This is a genomic window from Streptomyces sp. NPDC005423, assembly GCF_040606415.1.
Classification (GTDB): domain Bacteria; phylum Actinomycetota; class Actinomycetes; order Streptomycetales; family Streptomycetaceae; genus Streptomyces.
Map to the genome: position 1 here is coordinate 70903 of NZ_JBEXET010000010.1, position 23612 is coordinate 94514.

A 23612-nucleotide genomic window follows, 5' to 3' on the forward strand; every position below is an offset into this window, starting at 1 on the left:
ATGTCAACTCCCTACGAAAAGCTGCGTACTTGGGCGGTCAGGCTTTCTTGGTGCGGCGGTTGGTGACCGCCATGGAGACCAGGACGAACAGCACGGCGACGAGGAACATGGCCGTACCGATGACGTTGATCTGGACGGGTGTGCCGCGCTGTGCCGATCCCCAGACGAACATGGGGAAGGTGACGGTCGAGCCCGCGTTGAAGTTGGTGATGATGAAGTCGTCGAAGGAGAGCGCGAAGGAGAGCAGCGCGCCCGCGGCGATGCCGGGGGCCGCGATCGGCAGGGTGACCCGCAGGAACGTCTGCGCCGGTCCGGCGTAGAGGTCCTGGGCGGCCTGTTCCAGCCGCGGGTCCATCGACATCACCCGGGCCTTGACGGCGGTGACGACGAAGCTCAGGCAGAACATGATGTGCGCGATCAGGATCGTCCAGAAGCCCAGCTGGGCGCCCATGTTGAGGAACAGGGTGAGCAGCGAGGCCGCCATGACGACCTCGGGCATCGCCATCGGCAGGAAGATCAGCGAGTTGATGGCGCCGCGGGCCCGGAAGCGGTAGCGGACCAGCGCGAAGGCGATCATCGTGCCGAGGACGGTGGCGCCGATCGTCGCCCAGACGGCGATCTGCAGGCTGAGGGAGAGCGAGCCGCACATGCCGGCGACTCCGCAGGGCTGCTTCCAGGCGTCCAGCGAGAACTGCTGCCACGCGTAGTTGAAGCGCCCCTTCGGCTTGTTGAAGGAGAACACGGTGACGACGACGTTCGGCAGCAGCAGGTAGCCGAGTGTCAGCAGCCCCGCGATGACGACGAGACGGCGCTTGAGCCAGCGTACGAAGGCCATTTAGACCAGGTCCTCCGTCCCGGACTTGCGGATGTAGAGGGTCACCATCAGGAGGATGGCGGCCATGAGGATGAAGGAGAGCGCCGCGGCCGTCGGATAGTCGAGGATCCGCAGGAACTGCGTCTGGATGACGTTGCCGATCATGCGGGTGTCGGTCGAGCCGAGCAGTTCCGCGTTCACGTAGTCGCCGGCCGCCGGGATGAAGGTCAGCAGCGTGCCGGAGACGACACCGGGCATCGACAGCGGGAAGGTGACCTTGCGGAAGGTGGTGAACGGCCTGGCGTACAGATCGCCCGCCGCCTCGTGCAGCCGCCCGTCGATGCGCTCCAGCGAGGTGTAGAGCGGCAGGATCATGAACGGCAGGAAGTTGTACGTCAGTCCGCAGACGACCGCGAGCGGGGTGGCGAGGACGCGGTCGCCCGAGGTCCAGCCGAGCCAGTTGGTGACGGACAGGACGTGCAGCGTGTTGAGGACGCCGACGACCGGGCCGCTGTCCGCGAGGATCGTCTTCCAGGCGAGCGTGCGGATCAGGAAGCTGGTGAAGAACGGCGCGATCACCAGGATCATGATCAGGTTGCGCCAGCGTCCCGCGCGGAAGGCGATGAGGTACGCCAGCGGGTAGCCGAGCAGCAGACAGAGGACGGTCGCGGCGGCGGCGTAGCAGACCGAGCGCAGGAACTGCGGCCAGTACTCGGACAGCGCGTCCCAGTAGGTCACGAAGTGCCAGGTGACCTTGTAGCCGTCCTCCAGGGAGCCCGTCTGGACCGACGTCGAACCCTGGTAGATCATCGGCAGCGCGAAGAACACGACCAGCCAGAGGATGCCGGGCAGCAGCAGCCAGTACGGCGTCCAGCGGCCCCTCTTGCGCGGCGGCTTCGTCTCCGGCGCGGGGGCCAGCGGCGGTGCCTCGGTGACAGCGGCCATCAGGCGGCTTCCTCCTCGACGTCGGCACCGGCGTCGATGTCCTGGTCGGCGTCCAAGCCGAAGGTGTGGGCCGGGTTCCAGTGCAGGACGACCTCGGCGCCGGGCACGAGCCGGGCGTCGCGGTCGATGTTCTGGACGTAGACCTCGAACTCGGGGCAGACCGGGCTGTCGATGACGTACTGGGTAGAGACGCCGATGAAGCTGGAGTCGGCGATGGTCCCGGTGATCCGGTTGCGGCCGGCGGGTATCCCGCCGGCCTCGTCGGCGTGGCTGAGGGAGATCTTCTCGGGGCGTACACCGACCAGCACCTTGCCGCCGGTCGTCGTCGGCGCGGAACATCGCGCCTCGGGCAGCACCAGCTTGCCGCCGCCCGCCCGGAGCACGATCTCGCCGGCGCCCTGGGAGTCGACCATGGCCTCGATGAGGTTGGAGGTGCCGAGGAAGTTGGCGACGAAGGTGGTGTTCGGGTTCTCGTAGAGGTCGCTCGGCGAGCCGAGCTGTTCGACACGCCCGCCGTTCATCACGGCGACCGTGTCGGCCATGGTCATGGCCTCCTCCTGGTCGTGCGTGACGTGGATGAACGTGATGCCGACCTCGGTCTGGATGCGCTTGAGCTCCAGCTGCATCTGGCGGCGCAGTTTGAGGTCGAGGGCGCCGAGGGGCTCGTCGAGGAGGAGCACCTTGGGAGTGTTGATCAGCGCGCGGGCGACAGCGACCCGCTGCTGCTGGCCACCGGAGAGCTGGTGCGGCTTCTTGCGCGCCTGCTCACCGAGCTGCACCAGGTCGAGCATCTCCTCGACCTGCTTCTTCACCGACTTGATGCCCCGCCGGCGCAGACCGAAGGCGACGTTCTCGAAGATGTCGAGGTGCGGGAAGAGGGCGTAGGACTGGAAGACCGTGTTCACCGGCCGCTTGTACGGCGGGAGATGACCGACCTCCTGCTCACCGAGGAAGACGGAACCGGAGGAAGGTTCCTCCAGACCCGCGATCATGCGCAGGGTGGTGGTCTTGCCGCATCCTGAGGCACCGAGCAGGGCGAAGAAGGAGCCCCGCGGCACGGTCAGGTCCAGCGGGTGTACGGCGGTGAAGGCGCCGTAGGTCTTGGAGATCCCGGAGAGGCGGACGTCGCCGCTGTTGTCCGTGGTGTTCATCGTCGTCACGCCCCTGTGAGCTTTGCGAACTTCTGCTGGTATGCCGTCTCTTCCTTCGAGCTCAGTGAGCGGAAGGCGTGCGACCTGGCCTGCATGGCCTTGTCGGGGACGATCAGCGGGTTGTCCGCCGCCGACTTGTCGATCTTCGCGAGGTAGGGCTTCACTCCCGCGACCGGACTCACGTAGTTGATGTAGGCGGCGAGTTCCGCGGCCGGTTCGGGCTCGTAGTAGTAGTCGATGAGCCGCTCGGCGTTCGTCTTGTGCCGCGCCTTGTTGGGGATCAGCAGGTTGTCCGTCGACGTCATGTAGCCGGCGTCGGGGACCACGTAGCCGACGTCCGAACTGTCCGCCTGGAGCTGCACGATGTCACCGGCCCAGGCGATACAGGCAGCGAAGTCGCCCTTGGTGAGGTCGGACGTGTAGTCGTTCCCCGTGAAGCGGCGGATCTGGCCCCTGTCGACGGCCTTCTGGAGTCGGGCGATCACCGCGTCGAAGTCGTCGTCGGTGAACTTCGCCGGGTCCTTGCCCATGTCGAGCATGGTCATGCCGACGGAGTCGCGCAGCTCGGTGAGGAACCCGACACGGCCCTTGAGCTTGGGGTTGTCGAGGAGGTCGGAGACCGACTTCACCTCGACGCCGTTAAGCGCCTTCTTGTTGTAGGCGATGACGGTCGATATGCCCTGCCAGGGGTACGAATAGGCGCGGCCCGGGTCCCAGTCGGGGTTGCGGAACTGGTCCGACAGGTTGGCGAAGGCGTGCGGCAGGTGGGAGGCGTCCAGTTTCTGGACGTAACCCAGCCGGATCATGCGGGCGGCCAGCCAGTCGGTGAGGACGATCAGATCACGGCCGGTGGACTGGCCGGCGGCGAGCTGCGGCTGGATCTTGCCGAAGAACTCGTCGTTGTCGTTGATGTCCTCGGTGTACTTGACCTGGATGCCGGTCCGCTTGCCGAAGGCGTCGAGCGTGGGGCGGTGCTTGCCGCTCTCGTCCGTGTCGATGTACTCGGGCCAGTTGGAGAAGTCGACGACCTTCTCCTTGGCCGAGTGGTCGTCGGCGGAGACGCCGCCCTGCGTCTTGCCGGCCGCGGGGATCCCGCAGGCGCTCAGCGCGCCGAGGCCGCCGACCGCGAGGGCGCCGCCCGCGGAGGCGCGCAGCACCGAACGGCGAGGCAGGGCGGCCCGTCCGCGACGGAAGCCGTGCCGCACGGCGGCCGCCTCGGCCGGTGACAGGCGGTCGGGCTCGTACTGATCCATGAGCGTGGTGCCCTTTCGGGAGGTGACGGCCGCGGCTCGGGCGGCCGTCGGTCATCGACGGTCTGCTAGCGGTCCCCGAAGATCGTGCGGTGCCAGTCCTTCCTGGCGACCGCGGTGTTGTCGAACATCACGTGCTTGATCTGGGTGTACTCCTCGAACGAGTACGCGGACATGTCCTTGCCGAAGCCGGACGCCCGGAAGCCGCCGTGGGGCATCTCGCTGATGATCGGGATGTGGTCGTTGATCCACACACAGCCCGCCCTGAGCTCGCGGGTGGCGCGGTTGGCCCGGTAGACGTCCCGGGTCCACGCCGACGCGGCCAGACCGTAGGGGGTGTCGTTGGCGAGACCGATGCCTTCGTCGTCGCTGTCGAAGGCCAGCACCACGAGGACCGGTCCGAAGATCTCGGACTGCACGACCTCGCTGTCCTGGGCGGCGTCCGCGACCAGGGTGGGGCGATAGTACGCGCCGTCCCTGAGTTCTCCCTGGGGCGCCTCTCCGCCGGTGACCACGCGCGCGTAGCCGCGGGCCCGGTCGACGAACCCGGCGACCCGGTCGCGCTGGGCGTGCGAGATCAGCGGGCCGAGGTCGGTGCCGGGGGCGAACGGGTCGCCGACCCGGACACCCGCCATCAGCGCGGCGGTCCTCTCGACGAACGCCTCGTAGAGCGGCCGCTGCACGTACGCGCGCGTGGCGGCCGTGCAGTCCTGCCCGGTGTTGATGAGCGAGCCCGCGACGGCTCCGTTGACGGCGGCGTCGAGGTCGGCGTCGTCGAAGACCAGGAAGGGCGCCTTGCCGCCCAGCTCCAGGTGGAGCCGCTTGACGGTGGCGGTGGCGATCTCGGCGACCCGCCTGCCGACGGCGGTGGAGCCGGTGAAGGACGTCATGGCCACGTCGGGGTGGCCGACCAGGCGCTCGCCCGCCTCCCGGCCGGTGCCGGTGACGATGTTGACGACCCCGTCGGGGAGGCCCGCGTCCGTCGCGGCCTGCGCGAAGAGCAGCGAGGTGAGCGGGGTCAGCTCGGCCGGCTTGAGCACGATCGTGTTGCCCGCGGCGATCGCCGGGAGGATCTTCCAGGCGGCCATCTGGAGGGGATAGTTCCAGGGTGCGATGGAGCCGACGACACCGATGGGTTCCCGGCGCACGTACGACGTGTGGTCCCCGGAGTACTCGCCGGCGGACTGGCCCTGGAGGTGCCGGGCGGCGCCCGCGAAGAAGGCGATGTTGTCGATCGTCCCGGGGACGTCGAACTCGCGGGTCAGTTTGAGCGGCTTGCCGCACTGCAGGGACTCGGTGCGGGCGAACTCGTCCGCGCGCTCGGCGACCACGGCGGCGAAGCGGTGCAGCGCGTCGGAGCGCTCGCCCGGCGTGGCGCCGGCCCAGCCGGGGAACGCGGCACGCGCGGCGGCGACCGCGGCGTCCACGTCGGCGGTTCCCGCCAGCTCGTAGGTGAGGACCTCGGCGCCGGTGGCGGGGTCGACGACCGCGTGGGTACGGCCCGAGGTGCCCTTTGCGGGGCGCCCGGCAATGAACTGCGCGCCCTCGGCGAACCGCTCTCGCGCGGGGAAACGTTCCGGGAGGGTGCTGCCCGGGTTGTGCATGTCGCTCTCCTCCGCCGTCGCCCCGCTTTGACCGGAGGCGGGTGGGCGTAGCTCCAGCTCGATTTGAGTGCCGATCCTGACAGAGCAAAGGGACTCCAACAAGTGATTCCGTTGTTGCCTTTTGGTTACGCGACGGAATCTGTCGACCAGGTGTCGAGTCGGCACGGAAAAGGACGGACGGAGTGTCAGTGGTGCCTGCGAGACTCGCGTGCATGGAGAGGACCACGGGGACGGGACCGGAGAAACCCCAGCAGGCTGAGCAGGCAGAAAAGGCCGGGGAAGCGGAGAAGGCTGAGCGGATCGATGCGCGGGATGCCTTGATCAGGGAAGTGCGCGCCGGGGCGCGGGTCAAGTACCTGCACTTCTGGGGACACCGTCCGGGCCCGGGCGGGCGCGTGGGCGCGGGCTGTCTGAGTCAGTGGTGGCCGTCGCCGTTCACCGTGGACGGCGTGGTGTACGCGACGGCCGAGCACTGGATGATGGCGGGCAAGGCGCGGCTCTTCGGGGACGCGGAAGCCGAGGCCCGGGTGCTGGCCTCCGGGCATCCGTCCGAGGCCAAGAAGGCGGGGCGGCTGGTGCGCGGCTTCGACGAGGAGACCTGGGTGCGCGAGCGGCTCGGGATCGTCGTCGAGGGCAGCGTCCACAAGTTCGCCGCGGACCCCGCCCTGCGCGAGTTCCTGCTGGGCACCGGCGACCGGGTGCTGGTCGAGGCGAGCCCCGTCGACCGGATATGGGGCATCGGACTGGCGGCGGCCGACGAGGCGGCCGGCGATCCGGAGCGGTGGCGGGGGCCGAATCTGCTGGGCTTCGCGCTGATGGAGGCGCGGACGCGGCTGCGGCGGGGCTGAGCGGCACGGACGCGCGGACGCGTTGCGGCGGGGCTGAGCGGTATGGACGTCACGGGCGGCGCGGATCGGGGAGGCGCAGGCGGGAGGCGCGGGCCGGGCACCGGCCCGGTGCGGCTCAGCCCTGCGGCACGACCGGCGCCGACAGGCTCGGGGCGGAGTCGTAGTACGGGTCGGAGGTCGAGTTCTCCTCGCCGTGCCGGACGGCGAACGCGATGCCGACGACCAGCGCGACGATCGTGGCGACACCGAGGACGATCCCGACGATTCCCGTGATCAGGCCCGCCTGGGCCTGGCTCCGGTTCGTGGCCTCGCCCCGGTCGGCCCGCTTCTTCCCCTTGACGCCGAGGATCACGGCGACGACACCGAGGACGAGCGAGACGATGCCGTAGAGGCAGAAGAGACAGCAGGAGAGGATGCCCAGCACCATCGCCGCGGTGCCCATGCCGTTCTGCGGGCCCATCGGCATCCCGGGCCAGCCGTAGCCCTGCGGGTAGGTGGGGTAGCCGTATCCGCCGGGGCCGGGCGGGCCCTGCGGGCCGGGGCCCGGACCGAAGGGTCCGGTCGGCGGCGGGACGGCCGACTCCGGCCGGCCGCCCTGGGGGTAGGGCGCGGCGGGCTGCCCGTAGCCGGGGGCGCCGGGAGGGGTGTAGCGGGGAAGTCCGGTCGGCGGACCGTAGCCGGGGGCGGCGGGGCCGGGCGGGGCGAAGCCGGGCGTACCGGCACCGGGCGGGGCGAAGGCGTCGACCGCCGGAAGGGCGGTCACGGTGGCCTGGTTGTGCACCGACGGGGGTTGCCGCTCCGGAGGCTGGTGCGGTGCGGGCGGCCGGTCCTGCGGTTCGGGCCGCTGCGCGGGCACGGGCGGCGGGGCGCCCTTCTCCAGTGACGGACCGCTCGCGGGCGGTGCCCACGGGTCGCGGTCCGCTGCCGTGCCGCCGTCCCGGTCTGCCTGCTCCCCCACGTGCACGTCCCCCTCGGTCGTTCGTCCGGCCATGGTAAAGCCTTCCCCCGGCGGCTCCGCCGCGCGGGTCCGGCCCCACGTGGCCCGCACGGCCGACGTGACAGGCGGGCCAGCACCGGGGTCGGTCGCACGCGTCCGCCCCCGCCTGCCGACCAGCGCCGGCGGGCCCGACATGACCGGTGAGCCCGACGCGCCCGGACCGTGCCGGGCGCGCGGGACCGGCCCGTTCGTGACCGGCACCGCCGACGCGACCGGACCGGTGGGCCCGGCCCGCACCGTTCGTACGGGACGGCCCGACCAGACCGCCACCGCCCCCGGCACGACCGGCGCGACCGGCACCGCTGACGTGACAGCGCACCAGGACCGGGCCGTTCGCACGGGACCGGCCCCTTCCCAGTCGGCACCGCAGACGTGCCCGACGGCCTCCGACCGGGCCGTCCTACGATGATCCCGAGTCATCGATCAGCCGATCATCCGTGTTCCCGCCCCGCGCGGCCGGGGACGCCGTTCCGGGGAGGAACCTTGACCGACCACCGCGACCCGCACGCCTTCATCGCCGGACTGCCCAAGGCCGAACTGCACGTCCACCACGTCGGCTCCGCCTCCCCGCGCATCGTCTCGGAACTGGCCGCCCGTCACCCCGACTCCCAGGTCCCCACCGACCCGGAGGCCCTCGCCGACTACTTCACGTTCACGGACTTCGCCCACTTCATCGACGTGTACCTGTCGGTGGTCGACCTCATCCGCACCCCGGAGGACGTCCGGCTGCTGACGTACGAGGTGGCCCGGGACATGGCCCGCCAGCAGGTGCGCTACGCGGAGCTGACCATCACCCCGTTCTCGTCGACCCGGCGCGGGATCGACGAGCGGGCGTTCATGGACGCGATCGAGGACGCCCGCAAGGCGGCCGAGGCGGAGTTCGGGACCGTGCTGCGCTGGTGCTTCGACATTCCCGGCGAGGCGGGTCTGGAGGCGGCCGAGGAGACCGTACGGCTCGCCACCGACGACCGGCTGCGCCCGGAGGGGCTGGTCTCGTTCGGGCTCGGCGGACCCGAAATCGGCGTCCCCCGCCCGCAGTTCAAGCCGTACTTCGACCGGGCGATCGCCGCGGGCCTGCGCTCCGTGCCGCACGCCGGCGAGACCACCGGGCCCGAGACGGTGTGGGACGCGCTGAACTTCCTCGGGGCCGAGCGCGTCGGGCACGGCACCAGCTCCGCGCGCGATCCCCGGCTGCTCGCGCACCTGGCCGAGCACCGCATCGCCCTGGAGGTCTGCCCGACCTCCAACATCGCGACCCGCGCGGTCCGCACCCTGGACGAGCATCCGATCAGGGAGTTCACCCGGGCCGGCGTCCTGGTCACCGTCAACTCCGACGACCCTCCGATGTTCGGCACCGATCTCAACAACGAGTACGCGGTCGCCGCGCGCCTCCTCGACCTGGACGAGCGGGGCATCGCCGCCCTCGCCCGGAACGCCGTGGAGGCCTCCTTCCTCGACCCCGCGGGCAAGGCCCGACTCGGCGAGGAGATCGACACGTACACCTCGGCGTGGCTCGCGCCGTGACACCGAGCACAATGGGCTCATGCAGAACGTGACCGCCGTGGCCCACCGCGGCGACCCCTACCGCGTCCGGGAGAACACCACCGCCTCGCTGCGTTCCGCGCTCCGACTGGGCGCGGACGCGGTCGAGATCGACGTACGGCTGACCAGGGACGGTGTGCCCGTCGTGCTGCACGACGAGACGCTGAGCCGACTGTGGGGGCACGACCGGCCGTTGCGGTCGCTCTCCGCCGACGAGGTGCGCGGGCTCACCGAGGGCGGGGTGCCGACGCTCGCGGAGGCGCTGGCCGCGACCGACGGCGCGCGGGTCATGGTCGACCTGCCGGGTTCGCCGGACGCGCGCGCGGTCCGGCGGATCGTGGACGTGATCCGTGAGTGCGGGGCGGCGGAGCGGGTGTTCTACACCGCGGGTGCCGTGGCGATGCTGGGGGTGCGCGCGGCCGATCCGTCCGCCGAGATCGCGCTGACCTGGACGAGTCTGGCGCCCCCGCGGCCGACGCTGCTCGACGCGGTGCGCCCGCGCTGGCTCAACTACCGCTTCACGCTGGCCGACCGCGACCTCACCGCGTGGGTCCACCGCGGCGGCCGCCTCGTGTCGGTGTGGACACCGGACACCCGGCGCTCGATGCGCCGGCTGCTCGACCTGGGCGTCGACTCGATCACCACCAACCGGGTCGACGTGCTGTGCGGGCTGCGCCGGGGCTGAGCCCGGCGGTCACCGGGGGCGCACCAGCCGGACCTCGTCGACGCCGAGGAGGCCCAACAGCGGGACCTTTCCCACCTGTTGGCGCGGGTCGACGACGAGTCCGGCCGTGCGCACCCGGTCCAGCAGCAGTTCGGCGAGCGGCATGACCATGTGCCGTCCCCAGCAGCGCTCCGAGGAGTGGCCGAAGGGGAGGTAGCCGGGGGCGGTGTCGGGGTCGAGGTCGTTCCAGCGCTCGGGGCGGAACTCCTCCGGCGCCTCCCACAGGGCGGGGTCGCGGTGGGAGAGCAGCGGGAGGAGCAGGATGTCGTCCCGCGCGCCGATCCGGTCGTCGATCCGCGGGTACTCGGGTGAGGCGTTGCGCAGGATGTTCCACGAGGGCGGCAGCAGTCGCAGGGACTCGTGGATGAGGTGGCTGTTGGGGGTGGCGTCGTCGAACGGCGCGCCCAGCCACAGGGCGTTGGCGACGAGTGTCGAGATGGTGAAGCAGACCGGGGCCGCCGCCCGGCGGTAGACGCCCATCGCGTACCGGCGGTCGTGGTAGCCGGTGGCCTCGGCGGCCCGCGCGGCCAGTCCGGTCAGCCGCTCGTCCGGCCGGGGCCAGCCGGGCAGGGCGGCGCCCAGCGCGATCACCGACCAGGTGAGCTTGGTGGTCAGTTCGAGGTTGCGGCTCATCAACATCCGCAACCGGTAAGGGTCCTGACCGAGGATCAGGTCACGGAGGAAGAGGTGCCCGGTGAGCGGCCAGGGGCCGGTCAGGTCCACGTCGTCGGGCAGCGGGCGACGGAGCGCCTCGCGGACGTCGGCGCCGACGGTGCGGATCACCGACGCGCCCTCGGTGCGCGAGATGGAGCGTCCGTGCAGTGGTTTGAAGGTGGGGCGTTCGGTCTCCGTGGCGCGCCGGGCGGCGAGGATCCGGTCGGTGGCCTCGACTCCGGCGACTCCGACGGTGTCGGGTTCGAGCCGGAAGACGTCCTGGCCGAGGTGGTCCCGCAGAAGTGCGGCCAGCCGGGGCGCGAACACGGTGGTGCGGGTGCGCGGCGGTGACGACAGGGACATCGGGGCCTCCGGGAGGGGCGGACTGCGCCGGGGCCCCCGTCGCGAACGGGACAACGTTGTCGCGGCGGGGGCGGAGAGCGGCCGGGTCAGTACCAGAGGTACCAGGCCTTCGACTTCAGGCTCTGGCGGGCCGAGACCTTGTTACGGATGGCGAAGAGAAGCTTCATCACTGCACCTCCTCTCAGGTGGGAAGAGTCTCCGCTGCTTGGCAGGGCGCGGTCAAGACCCACTTCTTTCCGTGACCGCGCGCGTCCCGTAAGGGAGACGCCCGAGCAAAACCCCTACGCCGTACGGGAGTTGCTCCGGGCGGCACCAGGGGCGGACGCCCTCCTCGCCGACGATCCGCGGACGGCCGTACCCGACGAGGCTGATCACCGACAGCCGACGCAGATCTCAGGAGCAGCCGATGCGCGCACGTCCCCGTACCACCGTCCTCACCGCCGCCCTCGTCCTCGCACTCGCCGCCGGACCGCTGGCCGTACCCGCGCTCGCGGCGGACGCGCCCGGACCGGCCGCCGTGGCGGGTACGACGGCCGGACCCGACGCGGAGGCGCTGCGGGCCGCGCTCGCCGGGCTGCCGGACGCGGACGCGACGGCCGCGCTCGTCCGGGTGGGCGGCACCGACGGCAACTGGCGCGGCAGCGCGGGCGTGCACGATCTGCGGAGCGGGGCCGCGGCGGACCCGGACGCCCGCTTCCGGGCCGGTTCGACGACGAAGGTGGTGACGGCGGCGACCGTGCTGCGGCTCGCGGCCCAGGGCAGGATCGACCTCGACACACCCGTCCAGCACTATCTGCCGGGGCTGCTCGGCACCGCGTTCGAGCCCGTCTCCGTGCGGCGGTTGCTGAACCACACCAGCGGCATCCAGGCCGGTGACGGGTTCGGGGACGCCTTCGAGGACCAGTACGCGCACCGCTTCGACACCCTCGCGCCGCGGCAGCTGGTGGCGTCGGCGGTGGCGAAGGGCCCCGAGTTCCGGCCGGGTGCGAAGCAGGACTACCTGAACATCAACTACACCGTCCTCGGCCTGCTGATCGAGAAGGTGACGGGCCACTCGTACGCCTCCGAGGCCACCCGGCTCGTGCTGCGCCCGGCCGGAATGCGGGACACGTACTTCCCCGGCAGCGACCCCTACCTCCGCGGCCCGCACAACCACGGCTACCAGGCGGTCCAACGGGCCGACGGCACAACGGAGTTCGTGGATGTCACCGACTGGAACCAGACCGACCGCTGGGCTGCGGGCGACATGATCTCGACCACCGCCGACCTGGAGCGGCTGATCACAGCGCTCTTCCGGGGCCGGATCGTGCCCGCACCACAACTGCGCGAGATGTTCACGGTCCCGGCCGGCATCGAGGGCGCCACTTACAGCGCCGGTCTCCAGCGTTTCGAGTACGGCGGCAGGGTGTACTGGAGCAAGTCCGGTGCCCGGTACGGCTACAGCACGGTGGTCGCCGCCACCCGCGACCTCAGCCGCACCCTCGTCTACTCGGTCGGCTCGACGGACGCGAAGGGCGAGTCGATGAACACGGTCGCTGAGCGCATCGTACTGGCGGCGCTCAAGTAACCGGCGCGGGTGGGCAGTTACGGGTTCGCGCTGCGGACGGCGGACCGAGTCGCCGATTGCGGGATCGGCGTCGGGACCGCCGAGGCCTTCCGGCCGCTGGTGGTCGCGCTGGTCGGGGGTGCGGCGGTACGCGGTTCGGCGGTGACACCCTGTGAGGCGCCGGTGGTCGGGCTCTGGAAGGGGCGGGTGACCGGGGAGCTGGGCCTGTCACTGGGAACGCGGCTGGGACTCCGGTCGGCCGGCGTCGACGGGACGGCCGAGGCGGGGCCGGTCACCGGCGGCGGGGCCATCGGGACCACCGGGGACGCCGGTCCCTCGTGGGCCGCCATCCGGAACGGCAGCACGGCGAGGGCGGCGACCGCGCAGGTCACGGCCGCTCCGGCCGCCGCGCGCCAGGCCCGGCGACGGGCGGCGCCGCGACGGATCGCCTCGTAGCGGCCGACGGGCGGCCCCAGATAGTCGGCGGCGGGCCGCAGGATGACGGCGAGCGGGTCGTCGGGACCGAGCCCCGGCCCGTCGTACGCGCCGTCTCCCCAGTACGCGCCGTCCCCGCGGAACTCCCCGTGCTGCCCGGCGTCTTCGTCGTCCCCGTCAAAGCGTGTGGTCAAGGCTTCTCCTCAGATGGGCGCGGAGCAGTTCGCGGGCCGCGTGGAGATCGGCCTTGACGGTTCCTTCCTTGCGCCCGGTCAGCGCGGACACCTCCCGTATCGGCATGTCGGCGTAGTAGTGCAGCAGGATGGGGACACGCAGTCGTTCGGGCAGCGACTGCACGAGCAGCCGTACGGACGGATCGGTCTGTTCGGCCGGCGGCCGGAGCGCCTCCTCGGTGGTGGCGCGGCGTACGGCCCGGCGTTCGCGCTCCATTCTGCGCCAGTGGTCCCGGACCAGGTTGGCCGCCGTGACGTAGAGGAATCCCCGGGGCTCCGCCACGGCAGTCCAGCGGGCCCAGAGCCGGGTGAACGCCTCGGAGGCGATCTCGTGGGCCGTCTCGTCGTCGTCGACGAGCCGGCGGCACCAGCCGGCGAGGCGCGGGTAGAGGGCGGCGAACAGCTCGGACGCGGCCTTCTCGCGGGACCGTTTCAACACTCTCCATGGTCGTGACAGCGTGCGCGCACCCGTGCCGGGCACTGGTGCGGCCGTGGGGAGAGACCCCGGACCGGCGGCGTACGTTCCGCCGGCCCGGGATCGTTACCGTGGCGGGTCAGGGTGTGGCGGAGCTCAGCGCGGCGAAGACGATCACGTTGTCGAGGTAGCCGTCACCGGTACGGGCACCGCCGCAGGTGATGAGCCGCAGCTCCGGCCGGTCGACGTCGCCGTAGACCTGCCGTGTCGGGAACTCCGATTTGGCGACCGTGCGCACGGCGGTGACGGTGAACCCGGCGGTCGAACCGTTCTCCAGACGGGTCTCGATCCGGTCGCCCTTGCGCAGGTCGGCGAGGTGGCGGAAGACGCCGTCCCCGTAGGAGCCGACCGTGACATGGCCGAGGATCACCGACGGGCCGGTGCGGCCGGGAGTCGGCGAGTTCTCGTACCAGCCCGCCTTGTCGTGCGCGGCGATCGGCGGCACCCGCACGGTGCCGTCGGAGGCGAGGCCCAGCCGGATGAGCGGGGTGTCGACGCCGATGGCCGGGACGCGCAGCGAGACCGGGACCGAACGCGCGAGGGCGTGCGGGGCCCGGGCGGTGGGCGACGCGGGCGGTGGCGTGCTCCTGGGGTGGGCGGCGGCGGGGGTCGTGGTGGCCTTCCCCGCGCAGCTCACGAGGAGCGAGGCCGTCGCCGCGGTGACGAAGGCCCGCCGGGAGAGCGAGGTCATGCCCCGGCCGCCCTCCGACGCCGTACGACGACGAGGGCGCCGCCGGCCAGCACCACCGCGCCGGCGGCGCCGCCGATCAGCTGTTCGGTGGAGTCGGACCGGTTCGACGCCGGCGCCACACCGGTGTCGGGCGCACCACTCGGTACGGTGGCGACCTGGCCCGGCGCCTTGGTCGCGCGCCCGGTGGACGGGACGGTCGACGCCTTGGTCCCGTCGCTCGGCGCCTGGGTCGCGTCGCTCGGCGCCGGGGTCGCGGCCCGCGTGGACGGGACCGCCGACGGGGAAGCCCCGTCGGCGAAGGCGGGCACGGCGCTCGCCAGCAGGGCGGTACCCGCAAGTGCCAACGCACTCAAGACAGTTCGGCGCATGAATCGCTCTCTCTCATCGGCCGGTCCGCGGGTGACGCAGCGGACCGGGGTGGAAATCGAGAGGAGAGACGACGGGGGCCGGGGGCGGGTTGTAAAGAGCGGGCAAAGTCCAAATGGGCCGACCCGCTCGGCCCGTCAGCCACAGCGGCGGAGGTCACACCCTCTTGCACGTCCGCTTCTGATGATCCGTGCGGTGAAGCATCCAGAGCACCACGTCACAGACCCGCAGCACACTGACGCTCCCGGACAGGTCGGCTGCCTGCCGCAGGGTCACCAACGCGCGGTGCACCGCCCGGTCGTCAGCACGCAGCGCGGTACGCAGGCCGAGCCAGAAGGACTCCGGCCCGCCCAGGACGCACCGAACGACCTGGTCGTAGACGGGCAGCAACCTCGGGCGCTTGCGGGCCAGGAGCTTGCCGGCGGTGACCCACCCGATTCCGGGCTGCCCGCGCAGGAGGCGCCAGGCTTCGTGGGCCGGTGATCCGTCAGCCAGGTCACGGACTTCGGCCTCGACCATGTCGAGGCCGCGAGGAATGCCGCTCAGCAGTTCGCTGAGCCGGACGCCCAGGTCGCCCTCCAGAACGTCGAGGGCGACTCGCGCGGGGACCCTCACCGACAGGGTCTGTACGGCGATCAGGTCATCGGCGGTCATCACGTTCGCGACGGCCGGACGGTCGCCCCCGCCCGCCAGTTGCTCGAAACGGCTCCCCGTGAAGGGCGCCGCTTGGCCCAGCGGACCAGTGCCGAAGTAGGAGCGGAGGTGGAGCACAGCCTGGTCGGAGGCGATGAGGCTGTTCAACCGGTGACTCAGCGGCTGCTGGGGGACCGCCCCCGTGGTCGGGTTCACCGGTGGAGCCAGGCGGAGAAGGCGTCGACGAGGCCGGCGTAGAACCGCTCGTCCGGTACCGATCCCGGGTTCTTGCCGGCGTCGTAGAAGGCGACGTTGGTGAAGGTGGCGGAGGTGGAGGCGTTCAGGTTCTTGTAGAACGCCAGCTTGCCGCGTCCGAATCCGACGAACAGCCAGAAGACGCCGAGGGAGGCGGTGTTCTGCAGCAGTGCGCGGACCTCGGCCTTGTCCCAGGGTTCGTCTCCGACCTGGTTCACGATGAAGGCGGGGTCGGTGGCCCCGGATTCCTGGTAGTGGCTGACCGCGCGACGCATCGCTTCGGCCACGTTGCCCGATCCCCAGTCGACCTGGGTGTGCAACTGCCCTATTCGGCCTCGGTAGTTGTCCAGCCGGATCTCCTCCAGGAACGGCTCTTCCCCACTGGAGAAGAGCACCGGCACGGTGCCGTCGTCGTCGAGGTTGGCCGACAGGGCCAGGACGCGCTCGGCGAACGCCTGTACCGCGAAGGAGCCGTACAACTCCTCCATGCTCCAGTCGTGATCCAGGATCAGGTACACGGCGGTCCCGATAGCCGCGATGACCTCACCGAGGGAGGAGCCGGCCACCGGCCTCGCTCACAACCCCACGATCCGGTTCCAGCGGCGGGCGAACTCCACCCGTTCCATGGCGGTGATGTCGCGGGCGATCGCCAGGCGGCCTCGCATGGTGGCGTCGGGGAAGATCAGAGGGTTCTCGGCCAGGGCGGCGGTCTCCTTGTCCCTGGAGTCGGCGAGGACGGACTGGGCGGCCGGGACGGGGCAGACGTAGTTCACCCAGGCGGCGAGGGCGGCGGCGACCTCGGGCTCGTAGTAGTAGTCGACGAGTTCCTCCGCGTTGGCCTTGTGCGCGGCCAGGTCGGGGATCATCAGGGAGTCCGACCACAGCTCCGCGCCCTCCTCGGGGACGACGAAGCGGATGTCGGGGTTGTCGGCGGCCAGTTGGATGACGTCGCCCGAGTACGCCTGGCAGGCGAGGACGTCACCGCTGACCAGGTCCTTGGTGTAGTCGTTGCCGGTGAAGCGGCGGATCTGGCCGTCGTGCACCCGCTTCTCGACCTGGTCGCACACCCGGTGGAAGTCGGCCGCCGTCCACCGGGTGATGTCGACGCCGTCGCCCTGCATCAGCAGCGCGAACGCCTCGTCGAGGCCGGAGAGCAGCGTCACCCGTCCCTTGAGGTCGGCCGACCACAGGTCGGAGACGTGGCGGAGTTCGCGGCCCAGCCTGCGGCGGTCGTAGGCGATGCCGGTGATGCCCGACTGCCACGGCACGGTGGAGCGGCGGCCCGGGTCGAAGGCGGGCGAACGGAGCAGCGGGTCAAGGTACTTGGCGACGTTGGGCTGACGGGCGCGGTCCATTCTCTGCACCCAGCCCAGGCGTACGAACCGCGCGCACATCCAGTCGCTGACGACGATGAGGTCGCGGCCCGTCCGCTGGTGGTTCATGAGCGAGGGGCTGATCTTGCCGAAGAACTCGTCGTTGTCGTTGATCTCCTCGCTGTAGCCGACGGAGATCCCGGTGCGCTTCTCGAAGGCGGCGAGGGTGGGCCGCTCCGTCGCGTCCTCGTCGTCGGTGTCGATGTAGAGCGGCCAGTTGGCCCACGTCAGCCGCTTGTCACCGGCGGAGCGGTCGACGCCCGCGCGGTCGCCGGGCCGCACGTACGCGGCGGGCACCCCGCAGCCGGTCAGGGCGCCCAGGGCGGTGGTGCCGCCCAGCGCGCGGAGCAGCGAACGGCGGGAGAACGGGGGCGTCCTGGAGGTCTGGGGCACGTGGGCAGCATGACCCGCCGGTCTGTGCGCGGACAATCGACGGTGCGTCGAGCGGCGGTCGGCGTGGGCGACATCCTGTCGAGCACCGGGCGGAGGGGCGCCGGGGAACGGACGTCTCCGACGGGGTCGGGAGACGGCGCGGCCCCGGACGGGTTCAACTCCCGTTCGGGGCCGCGTTGTTCAGTGCGCTGGGCGCCGTGCGCCTAGGCGTCGAGCGACGTCATCACGTGCTTGATCCGGGTGTAGTCGTCGAAGCCGTACGCCGACAGGTCCTTGCCGTAGCCGGACTTCTTGAAGCCGCCGTGCGGCATCTCGGCGACCAGCGGGATGTGGGTGTTGATCCAGACGCAGCCGAAGTCCAGCGCCCGGGACAGCCGCATCGCCCGGCCGTGGTCCTTCGTCCACACCGAGGAGGCGAGGGCGTAGTCGACGCCGTTGGCCCACTCGACCGCCTGGGCCTCGTCGGTGAAGGACTGCACGGTGATGACCGGCCCGAACACCTCGTTCTGGATGATCTCGTCGTCCTGCCGGAGACCCGAGACGACGGTCGGGGCGTAGAAGTAGCCCTTCTCGCCGACCCGGTGGCCGCCGGCCTCCACCTTCGCGTGGGCGGGCAGCCGCTCGATGAAGCCGGTCACCTGGCGCAGCTGGTCGGCGTTGTTGAGGGGACCGTAGAGCACGTCCTCGTCGTCGGGCTGCCCGGTCTTCGTCTCCGCCGCGGCCTTCGCCAGCGCGGCCACGAACTCGTCGTGGATCGACTCCTGCACCAGGACCCGGGTGGCGGCCGTACAGTCCTGGCCGGCGTTGAAGAAGCCCGCCACGGAGATGTCCTCGACGGCCTTGGCGATGGCCGCGCTGTCGAGGTCCTCGAAGACGACGACCGGGGCCTTGCCGCCCAGCTCCAGGTGGACCCGCTTGAGGTCCTTGGAGGCGGACTCGGCGACCGACATGCCCGCCCGCACCGAGCCGGTGATGGAGGCCATGGCCGGCGTCGGGTGCTCCACCATCGCGCGGCCGGTGTCACGGTCGCCGCAGATGACGTTGAAGACGCCCTTGGGGAGGATCCCGCCGATGATGTCGGCGATCAGGACCGTGGAGGCGGGGGTGGTGTCCGACGGCTTGAGGACGACGGTGTTGCCGGCCGCGAGAGCGGGCGCGAACTTCCACACGGCCATCATCATCGGGTAGTTCCAGGGGGCGACCTGCGCGCAGACACCGATCGGCTCGCGGCGGACGAACGAGGTCAGGCCCTCCATGTACTCGCCGGCCGAGCGGCCTTCGAGCATCCGGGCGGCGCCCGCGAAGAAGCGGATCTGGTCGACCATCGGCGGGATCTCCTCCGACCGGGTCAGCCCGATCGGCTTGCCGGTGTTCTCCACCTCGGCGGCGATCAGTTCCTCCGCGCGCTCCTCGAACGCGTCCGCGATCTTCAGCAGGGCGCGCTGCCGCTCGGCGGGTGTGCTGTCGCGCCAGGCGGGGAAGGCCGCCGCGGCGGCCGCCATCGCGGCGTCCACGTCCGCCGCCCCCGACAGCGGAGCGGTCGCGTACGCCTCGCCCGTCGCGGGGTTGACCACCTCGGTGGTCCGTCCGTCGGCGGCGTCCCGGAACTCACCGGCGACGTAGTTCCGTAGTGTGCGCAGCCCACGCAGCTCGGTGCTCACTGCCGGCCTCCTGTCGGGGTAGGAAATGTCCAGTCGTCCAGTTACTGAGACAGTCCACCCTAATCGCCCGGCCCGCGTTTTCAACACCCCCACTGCCGCCAATCCTGCGAAATCCGCAAGTCTCGACCACGGAAACAACGAATTTCATTGAACCGGCCTTGCGAAACCGTCGAGACCTCGGGCACAGTGAGGCGGTGGCCAGTCGAAGCGCAGACCAGAAGGACTCCCGCGAGTCCAGGAACGGCGGTCCTCACCTGGACGCCGTCTCCCTCGCCATCATCGAGCAGCTCCAGGAGGACGGCCGCCGGCCGTACGCCGCGATCGGCAAGGCCGTCGGGCTCTCCGAGGCGGCCGTGCGCCAGCGCGTGCAGAAGCTGCTCGACCAGGGCGTGATGCAGATCGTCGCCGTCACGGACCCGCTCACCGTGGGCTTCCGCCGGCAGGCGATGGTCGGGGTCAACGTCGAGGGCGACGTCGAGTCCGTGGCCGACGCCCTGACCGCCATGCCGGAGGTCGAGTACGTGGTGATGACCGCGGGCTCGTTCGACCTGCTCGCCGAGATCGTCTGCGAGGACGACGACCATCTGCTGGACGTCATCAACGGACGTGTCCGCGCGCTGCCCGGCGTGCGCTCCACCGAGAGCTTCGTCTACCTGAAGCTCAAGAAACAGACCTACATGTGGGGAACCCGATAACCGTGAGCAAGGACCTCAGCCGCACCGCGTACGACCACCTGTGGATGCACTTCACCCGCATGTCCTCGTACGAGAACGCGCCCGTTCCCACCATCGTGCGTGGTGAGGGCACCTACATCTACGACGACAAGGGCCGGCGCTACCTCGACGGTCTCGCGGGGCTGTTCGTGGTCCAGGCCGGCCACGGCCGCGCGGAGCTGGCCGAGACCGCCGCCAAGCAGGCGCGGGAGCTGGCGTTCTTCCCCATCTGGTCGTACGCCCACCCGAAGGCCGTCGAACTGGCGGAGCGGCTGGCCGACTACGCCCCCGGCGATCTGAACAAGGTCTTCTTCACCACCGGCGGCGGCGAGGCGGTCGAGACCGCCTGGAAGCTCGCCAAGCAGTACTTCAAGCTGGTCGGCAAGCCCACCAAGTACAAGGTGATCTCCCGCGCGGTGGCCTACCACGGCACCCCGCAGGGCGCCCTGTCCATCACCGGTCTGCCGGCCCTCAAGGCGCCCTTCGAGCCGCTCGTCCCGGGCGCGCACAAGGTCCCCAACACCAACATCTACCGCGCCCCGATATACGGCGACGACCCGGAGGCCTTCGGCCGCTGGGCCGCCGACCAGATCGAGCAGGAGATCCTCTTCGAGGGCCCGGAGACGGTCGCCGCGGTCTTCCTGGAGCCGGTGCAGAACGCCGGCGGCTGCTTCCCGCCGCCGCCCGGCTACTTCCGGCGGGTGCGCGAGATCTGCGACCAGTACGACGTGCTGCTCGTCTCGGACGAGGTCATCTGCGCCTTCGGCCGCCTGGGCACGATGTTCGCCTGCGACAAGTTCGACTACGTCCCGGACATGATCACCTGCGCCAAGGGCATGACCTCGGGCTACTCCCCGATCGGCGCCTGCATCATCTCCGACCGCCTGGCCGAGCCGTTCTACCAGGGCGACAACACCTTCCTGCACGGCTACACCTTCGGCGGCCACCCGGTCTCCGCGGCGGTCGGCCTCGCCAACCTCGACCTCTTCGAGCGCGAGAACCTCAACCAGCACGTGCTGGACAACGAGGGCGCCTTCCGCGCCACCCTGGAGAAGCTGAACGACCTGCCGATCGTCGGCGACGTCCGCGGCAACGGCTTCTTCTACGGCATCGAGCTGGTCAAGGACAAGGCGACCAAGGAGTCCTTCAACGAGGAGGAGACCGAGCGCGTCCTGTACGGCTTCCTCTCCAAGGCCCTCTTCGACAACGGCCTGTACTGCCGTGCCGACGACCGCGGCGACCCGGTCGTCCAGCTCGCCCCGCCGCTCATCTCCAACCAGGAGACCTTCGACGAGATCGAGCAGATCCTGCGCGCGACCCTGACCGAGGCGTGGACCAAGCTCTGATCCGCACACCTCCGATCAGCTGATCAACACCGGCCCCGGTACCGCCCGTTCGAGTGAGAAACGGCGGACCGGGGCCGTGTGCTGTCCGGGCCCCCCGCGCCACCTGCCTAGCGTGCCAGTGACCGATCGGCCCTGCCTTCGTTCCCCCGCACGGGGGATGTGGCACGGGAAAACGGATCTGAACGAGGTGTACGCCCATGGTGGCCCCGCCGGACAACGACGTGCTCTGGGCACGCGCCCTGCACTTCCAGCACCACGACGGCTCGCCCGCGCTCAGCGGCGTCTCGCTCGGCGTCCGGGAGGGCGAGATCCTCGCCGTCAGCGGCCCGCGCGGCAGCGGCAAGACGACGCTCCTGCGGTGCCTGTCGGGCCTGGTGCGGCCGGGCAGCGGTGAGGTCTGGTTCAACAGCTCGCCCGTGCACACCATGGGCCCGCTCGCCCGGGAACGGCTGCGCCGCGACCGCTTCGGCTGGATCGACCCGGCCCCGGTGCTCGTCCCCGAGCTCAACGCCTGGGAGAACGCGGCCCTCCCCCTGATGCTGCGCGGCACCGGCCGGCGGCGCGCCAAGATCGCCGCCCTGGAGTGGCTGGACCGCCTCGACGTCGGCGAGCACGCCCGGCGACGGCCGCACGAACTGCGCCAGGCGGACCGCCAGCGCGTCTCGATCGCCCGGGCGCTGGCCCCGGCCCCCACGGTTCTCTTCGCCGACGAACCGACCGCGCCGCTGTACCGCGCCGACCGCGCGCACGTGCTGCGCACCCTCACCACGGCGGCCCGCTCGCACGGCATCACCGTGGTGCTGGCCACCCACGAGGCGGAGACCGCGGCCGTCGCCGACCGCACGGTGACCCTGCGCGACGGACGGCGCGTCAACACCGTGCACCTGCCTCCGGCCGACGAGACGGAAGGCCGGGCCGCGTGCTCGCTCTCCGTCTGACCCGGCGCTCGCGCCCCGCCGTCCAACTGCGCCGGCTCCTGGTCGCGACGGCGTCGGCGGGCACGGGTTTCCTGCTGCTGTGCGCCCTCGCCTACGCCATCGGCCACCCGGACCACTCCGGCGCCGCGCTCCTGCGGCTCGCCTGGTGCGCGACACCGCTGGCCGCCACGGTCCACTTCGCGGTGGCGGTCGCCCGCACCGACCCGTCGACGAAACCCCGCCCGGGCCTCTCCGCGATCGGCCTGGGCCCGGGCCGCCTGATGGCGGTCTCGGCCACCACCACGGCCCTGTCCTGCCTGCTCGGCTCGGCGCTCGCCCTGCTCGTCTTCCTCCACCTCCGAGGCGACCTGACGGGCATGCCGTTCGACGGAGCGGCGGCCGGCTTCCTGATGGCCGCCGCTCCCCTGCCGCTGCCCGCCACGCTGACCCTGCTGGCGGTCGTACCGGCGGTCGCGTCGGCGGCGGTCGCCCTGGACCTGCGCCCCAAGGACGCCGGGCGCCCGGCGAAGGCGGGCCCGCGCGGGTACGGCCGTTTCGGCGCCTACGGCAGGCCCGGCGGCCGGGAGACCTTCGGGGCGTACGGCAGGTTCGGCGCGCGTCTGCGCCCAGGCCGGAGCTCGACCGCGGACCCCGCGCCGCAGCCCGTCGCCGAGCCCGCCCCCGACCCGGACCCGGCCCGTCCGCCGGCCCCGCGCGCGGTCCCCAAGGGCCTGCCCTGGGGCGTGGCCGTGCTCGCGGCGGGCCTCGCCGTGGAGGCGTACGCGAACCGCGCGGCGGACACCGACGGGCTCTCCATGCCCGGTGGGCACGCCGGCGGCCCGGCGGGTGTCCTCGCGGGCTGGGTGCTGACCGCACTCGGCCTCGCCCTGGCGGGCCCCGGCCTCACCCACCTGTGCGGCCGGCTCCTGCAGTCCGTGCGCCCGGGCGCCGTGCGGCTGCTGGCGGGCCGGGTCCTCATGGAGGAGGCGTCCCGCATCGGCCGCCCGCTCGGCGTGGTCTGCGCGGTCGCGTCCGGGGCCTACGCGATGACCGCGCTCTACGACACCGACGCCCCCTCTCTCGGCCCGCTGACCACCTTCGGCACGCTCCTGGTGGCCGGCTGCGCGGTGGCCACCCTGCTGACGGCCGCCGTCGAGGCCAAGCAGGCCCGCGCCGGCACCACCGCCGCCCTCCTGCGACTCGGCGCCCCCACCACCATGCTGCGCACGGCCGCCGCTCTCCGCGCGGGCGCCCTCCTCGCCCTCTTCGTCCCCCTCACCGCGGTCATCGCCGAACTGGCGGCACTCCCGCTGTCCCACCGCTGACCACCGCACCGGTCCGGCCCGCCCGGCAGCCAATGTCCGTATCACGCACCGGACTTGGGGTGCACGAGCGAAGCCGGCGGCGCCCGCCGGACCGATCACGCCCGACCATCCGCCGGGCGGACCGCAGCCGTTGGGACGGCGGTCCTGGTGCTGTGGCCGGGAGGGTTTGCCGGAAAGCTCGCGGCGTCCGGTGCTGGGGGCACCTCCCACGCCCTTCAGGCAGTGGGGGAGCATCGCAAGGCGGAGCATTGCCCGCGTACTGGATGTACTCGGGTGATGCGACAACGCGGCGTGAGGGTCCCCCCGGCCGAAGGCTGGGGGAGTGCCGTGCCGGGCGTCGCGAGCCGGTGAACCCTCC

23 protein-coding genes and 1 pseudogene are annotated in these 23612 nt (G+C 71.5%); 8 read left to right on the forward strand and 16 right to left on the reverse strand.

Going from position 1 to position 23612, the window contains the following annotated elements:
• Window positions 1-37: 37 nt before the first annotated feature.
• The 5 genes from ABZT12_RS14045 to ABZT12_RS14065 all read right to left on the reverse strand — a co-directional run bounded on the left by ABZT12_RS14045 (window position 38) and on the right by ABZT12_RS14065 (window position 5764).
• Window positions 38-835, reverse strand: a complete 798-nt coding sequence (locus ABZT12_RS14045) for an ABC transporter permease (RefSeq protein ID WP_356382517.1) — start codon at window positions 833-835, stop codon at window positions 38-40.
• Window positions 836-1759, reverse strand: a complete 924-nt coding sequence (locus ABZT12_RS14050) for an ABC transporter permease (protein WP_356382520.1) — start codon at window positions 1757-1759, stop codon at window positions 836-838. It abuts the gene before it with no gap.
• A complete protein-coding gene (locus ABZT12_RS14055) occupies window positions 1759-2910 on the reverse strand; it encodes an ABC transporter ATP-binding protein (protein WP_356382524.1) in 1152 nt (383 codons plus the stop codon). The genes ABZT12_RS14050 and ABZT12_RS14055 overlap by 1 nt, the downstream gene beginning before the upstream one ends.
• A 5-nt stretch (window positions 2911-2915) precedes the next feature.
• Window positions 2916-4163: a spermidine/putrescine ABC transporter substrate-binding protein gene (locus ABZT12_RS14060; RefSeq protein WP_356382527.1), complete on the reverse strand. Its 1248-nt coding sequence runs from the start codon at window positions 4161-4163 to the stop codon at window positions 2916-2918.
• Window positions 4164-4228: 65 nt separating this feature from the next.
• Window positions 4229-5764 carry a gamma-aminobutyraldehyde dehydrogenase gene (locus ABZT12_RS14065; RefSeq protein WP_356382530.1) on the reverse strand — a complete coding sequence of 512 codons (1536 nt, stop codon included), beginning with the start codon at window positions 5762-5764 and terminating at the stop codon, window positions 4229-4231.
• A 212-nt stretch (window positions 5765-5976) separates the two neighbouring features.
• Between ABZT12_RS14065 and ABZT12_RS14070 the strand changes: the two genes are divergently transcribed.
• Window positions 5977-6612 carry an NADAR family protein gene (locus ABZT12_RS14070; RefSeq protein WP_356382533.1) on the forward strand — a complete coding sequence of 212 codons (636 nt, stop codon included), beginning with the start codon at window positions 5977-5979 and terminating at the stop codon, window positions 6610-6612.
• Window positions 6613-6727: 115 nt separating this feature from the next.
• Here the strand turns inward: ABZT12_RS14070 and ABZT12_RS14075 are convergent, their stop codons facing one another.
• A complete protein-coding gene (locus ABZT12_RS14075) occupies window positions 6728-7603 on the reverse strand; it encodes a DUF4190 domain-containing protein (RefSeq protein WP_356382535.1) in 876 nt (291 codons plus the stop codon).
• Between the two features lie 401 nt (window positions 7604-8004).
• On the opposite strand from ABZT12_RS14075, the pseudogene ABZT12_RS14080 reads away from it, so the two are divergent.
• Window positions 8005-9133: pseudogene (locus ABZT12_RS14080) on the forward strand (adenosine deaminase); the annotation flags it as partial.
• 19 nt (window positions 9134-9152) lie between these two features.
• Window positions 9153-9836, forward strand: a complete 684-nt coding sequence (locus ABZT12_RS14085) for a glycerophosphodiester phosphodiesterase (RefSeq protein ID WP_356382538.1) — start codon at window positions 9153-9155, stop codon at window positions 9834-9836.
• Window positions 9837-9845: 9 nt separating this feature from the next.
• On the opposite strand, the gene ABZT12_RS14090 is transcribed toward ABZT12_RS14085, so the two are convergent.
• Both ABZT12_RS14090 and ABZT12_RS14095 read right to left on the reverse strand, forming a co-directional pair.
• Window positions 9846-10892: a cytochrome P450 gene (locus ABZT12_RS14090; RefSeq protein WP_356382541.1), complete on the reverse strand. Its 1047-nt coding sequence runs from the start codon at window positions 10890-10892 to the stop codon at window positions 9846-9848.
• Window positions 10893-10978: 86 nt separating this feature from the next.
• Window positions 10979-11059: a tryptorubin family RiPP precursor gene (locus ABZT12_RS14095; RefSeq protein ID WP_356382820.1), complete on the reverse strand. Its 81-nt coding sequence runs from the start codon at window positions 11057-11059 to the stop codon at window positions 10979-10981.
• A gap of 239 nt (window positions 11060-11298) precedes the next feature.
• On the opposite strand from ABZT12_RS14095, the gene ABZT12_RS14100 reads away from it, so the two are divergent.
• Window positions 11299-12459: a serine hydrolase domain-containing protein gene (locus ABZT12_RS14100; RefSeq protein WP_356382544.1), complete on the forward strand. Its 1161-nt coding sequence runs from the start codon at window positions 11299-11301 to the stop codon at window positions 12457-12459.
• A gap of 17 nt (window positions 12460-12476) precedes the next feature.
• Here ABZT12_RS14100 and ABZT12_RS14105 read toward each other — a convergent pair whose 3' ends face one another.
• The 8 genes from ABZT12_RS14105 to ABZT12_RS14140 all read right to left on the reverse strand — a co-directional run bounded on the left by ABZT12_RS14105 (window position 12477) and on the right by ABZT12_RS14140 (window position 18953).
• Window positions 12477-12938: a hypothetical protein gene (locus ABZT12_RS14105; RefSeq protein ID WP_356382823.1), complete on the reverse strand. Its 462-nt coding sequence runs from the start codon at window positions 12936-12938 to the stop codon at window positions 12477-12479.
• Window positions 12939-13050: 112 nt separating this feature from the next.
• Window positions 13051-13542, reverse strand: coding sequence for an RNA polymerase sigma factor (locus ABZT12_RS14110; RefSeq protein WP_356382547.1), 492 nt, complete (start codon window positions 13540-13542; stop codon window positions 13051-13053).
• A gap of 118 nt (window positions 13543-13660) precedes the next feature.
• Entirely contained in the window at window positions 13661-14272 is a 612-nt protein-coding gene (locus ABZT12_RS14115) for a class F sortase (RefSeq protein WP_356382550.1), read from the reverse strand.
• A complete protein-coding gene (locus tag ABZT12_RS14120; RefSeq protein ID WP_356382553.1) occupies window positions 14269-14640 on the reverse strand; it encodes a sortase-dependent protein in 372 nt (123 codons plus the stop codon). Before ABZT12_RS14120 ends, ABZT12_RS14115 begins: the two co-directional genes overlap by 4 nt.
• 154 nt (window positions 14641-14794) lie before the next feature.
• The gene (locus tag ABZT12_RS14125) at window positions 14795-15487 is read right to left on the reverse strand and encodes a DUF6308 family protein (RefSeq protein ID WP_356382556.1); all 693 of its coding nucleotides are present in this window, start codon (window positions 15485-15487) and stop codon (window positions 14795-14797) included.
• Window positions 15484-16092 (reverse strand): VWA domain-containing protein, encoded by a 609-nt coding sequence (locus tag ABZT12_RS14130; RefSeq protein ID WP_356382559.1) that lies wholly within the window; start codon window positions 16090-16092, stop codon window positions 15484-15486. The genes ABZT12_RS14125 and ABZT12_RS14130 overlap by 4 nt, the downstream gene beginning before the upstream one ends.
• Before the next feature lie 9 nt (window positions 16093-16101).
• The gene (locus ABZT12_RS14135; RefSeq protein WP_356382562.1) at window positions 16102-17292 is read right to left on the reverse strand and encodes a spermidine/putrescine ABC transporter substrate-binding protein; all 1191 of its coding nucleotides are present in this window, start codon (window positions 17290-17292) and stop codon (window positions 16102-16104) included.
• Window positions 17293-17495: 203 nt separating this feature from the next.
• Window positions 17496-18953 carry a gamma-aminobutyraldehyde dehydrogenase gene (locus ABZT12_RS14140; RefSeq protein ID WP_356382565.1) on the reverse strand — a complete coding sequence of 486 codons (1458 nt, stop codon included), beginning with the start codon at window positions 18951-18953 and terminating at the stop codon, window positions 17496-17498.
• A 194-nt stretch (window positions 18954-19147) separates the two neighbouring features.
• On the opposite strand from ABZT12_RS14140, the gene ABZT12_RS14145 reads away from it, so the two are divergent.
• From ABZT12_RS14145 to ABZT12_RS14160, 4 genes are all read left to right on the forward strand, one after another.
• The gene (locus ABZT12_RS14145; RefSeq protein ID WP_356382568.1) at window positions 19148-19648 is read left to right on the forward strand and encodes an Lrp/AsnC family transcriptional regulator; all 501 of its coding nucleotides are present in this window, start codon (window positions 19148-19150) and stop codon (window positions 19646-19648) included.
• On the forward strand, window positions 19633-21012 hold the full coding sequence (locus ABZT12_RS14150) for an aspartate aminotransferase family protein (protein ID WP_356382571.1): 1380 nt from the start codon (window positions 19633-19635) through the stop codon (window positions 21010-21012). Before ABZT12_RS14145 ends, ABZT12_RS14150 begins: the two co-directional genes overlap by 16 nt.
• Before the next feature lie 197 nt (window positions 21013-21209).
• A complete protein-coding gene (locus tag ABZT12_RS14155) occupies window positions 21210-21950 on the forward strand; it encodes an ATP-binding cassette domain-containing protein (protein ID WP_356382574.1) in 741 nt (246 codons plus the stop codon).
• Window positions 21932-23254 (forward strand): hypothetical protein, encoded by a 1323-nt coding sequence (locus ABZT12_RS14160; RefSeq protein WP_356382577.1) that lies wholly within the window; start codon window positions 21932-21934, stop codon window positions 23252-23254. The genes ABZT12_RS14155 and ABZT12_RS14160 overlap by 19 nt, the downstream gene beginning before the upstream one ends.
• Window positions 23255-23612 lie beyond the last annotated feature (358 nt).

What these genes read in the sequence shown, in the direction of transcription:
- ABZT12_RS14045 (WP_356382517.1), bottom strand. Translation starts at nt 835, where the DNA reads ATGGCCTTCGTACGCTGGCTCAAGCGCCGTCTCGTCGTCATCGCGGGG.
- ABZT12_RS14050 (WP_356382520.1), bottom strand. Translation starts at nt 1,759, where the DNA reads ATGGCCGCTGTCACCGAGGCACCGCCGCTGGCCCCCGCGCCGGAGACG.
- ABZT12_RS14055 (WP_356382524.1), bottom strand. Translation starts at nt 2,910, where the DNA reads ATGAACACCACGGACAACAGCGGCGACGTCCGCCTCTCCGGGATCTCC.
- ABZT12_RS14060 (WP_356382527.1), bottom strand. Translation starts at nt 4,163, where the DNA reads ATGGATCAGTACGAGCCCGACCGCCTGTCACCGGCCGAGGCGGCCGCC.
- ABZT12_RS14065 (WP_356382530.1), bottom strand. Translation starts at nt 5,764, where the DNA reads ATGCACAACCCGGGCAGCACCCTCCCGGAACGTTTCCCCGCGCGAGAG.
- ABZT12_RS14070 (WP_356382533.1), top strand. Translation starts at nt 5,977, where the DNA reads ATGGAGAGGACCACGGGGACGGGACCGGAGAAACCCCAGCAGGCTGAG.
- ABZT12_RS14075 (WP_356382535.1), bottom strand. Translation starts at nt 7,603, where the DNA reads ATGGCCGGACGAACGACCGAGGGGGACGTGCACGTGGGGGAGCAGGCA.
- ABZT12_RS14085 (WP_356382538.1), top strand. Translation starts at nt 9,153, where the DNA reads ATGCAGAACGTGACCGCCGTGGCCCACCGCGGCGACCCCTACCGCGTC.
- ABZT12_RS14090 (WP_356382541.1), bottom strand. Translation starts at nt 10,892, where the DNA reads ATGTCCCTGTCGTCACCGCCGCGCACCCGCACCACCGTGTTCGCGCCC.
- ABZT12_RS14095 (WP_356382820.1), bottom strand. Translation starts at nt 11,059, where the DNA reads ATGAAGCTTCTCTTCGCCATCCGTAACAAGGTCTCGGCCCGCCAGAGC.
- ABZT12_RS14100 (WP_356382544.1), top strand. Translation starts at nt 11,299, where the DNA reads ATGCGCGCACGTCCCCGTACCACCGTCCTCACCGCCGCCCTCGTCCTC.
- ABZT12_RS14115 (WP_356382550.1), bottom strand. Translation starts at nt 14,272, where the DNA reads ATGACCTCGCTCTCCCGGCGGGCCTTCGTCACCGCGGCGACGGCCTCG.
- ABZT12_RS14120 (WP_356382553.1), bottom strand. Translation starts at nt 14,640, where the DNA reads ATGCGCCGAACTGTCTTGAGTGCGTTGGCACTTGCGGGTACCGCCCTG.
- ABZT12_RS14155 (WP_356382574.1), top strand. Translation starts at nt 21,210, where the DNA reads ATGGTGGCCCCGCCGGACAACGACGTGCTCTGGGCACGCGCCCTGCAC.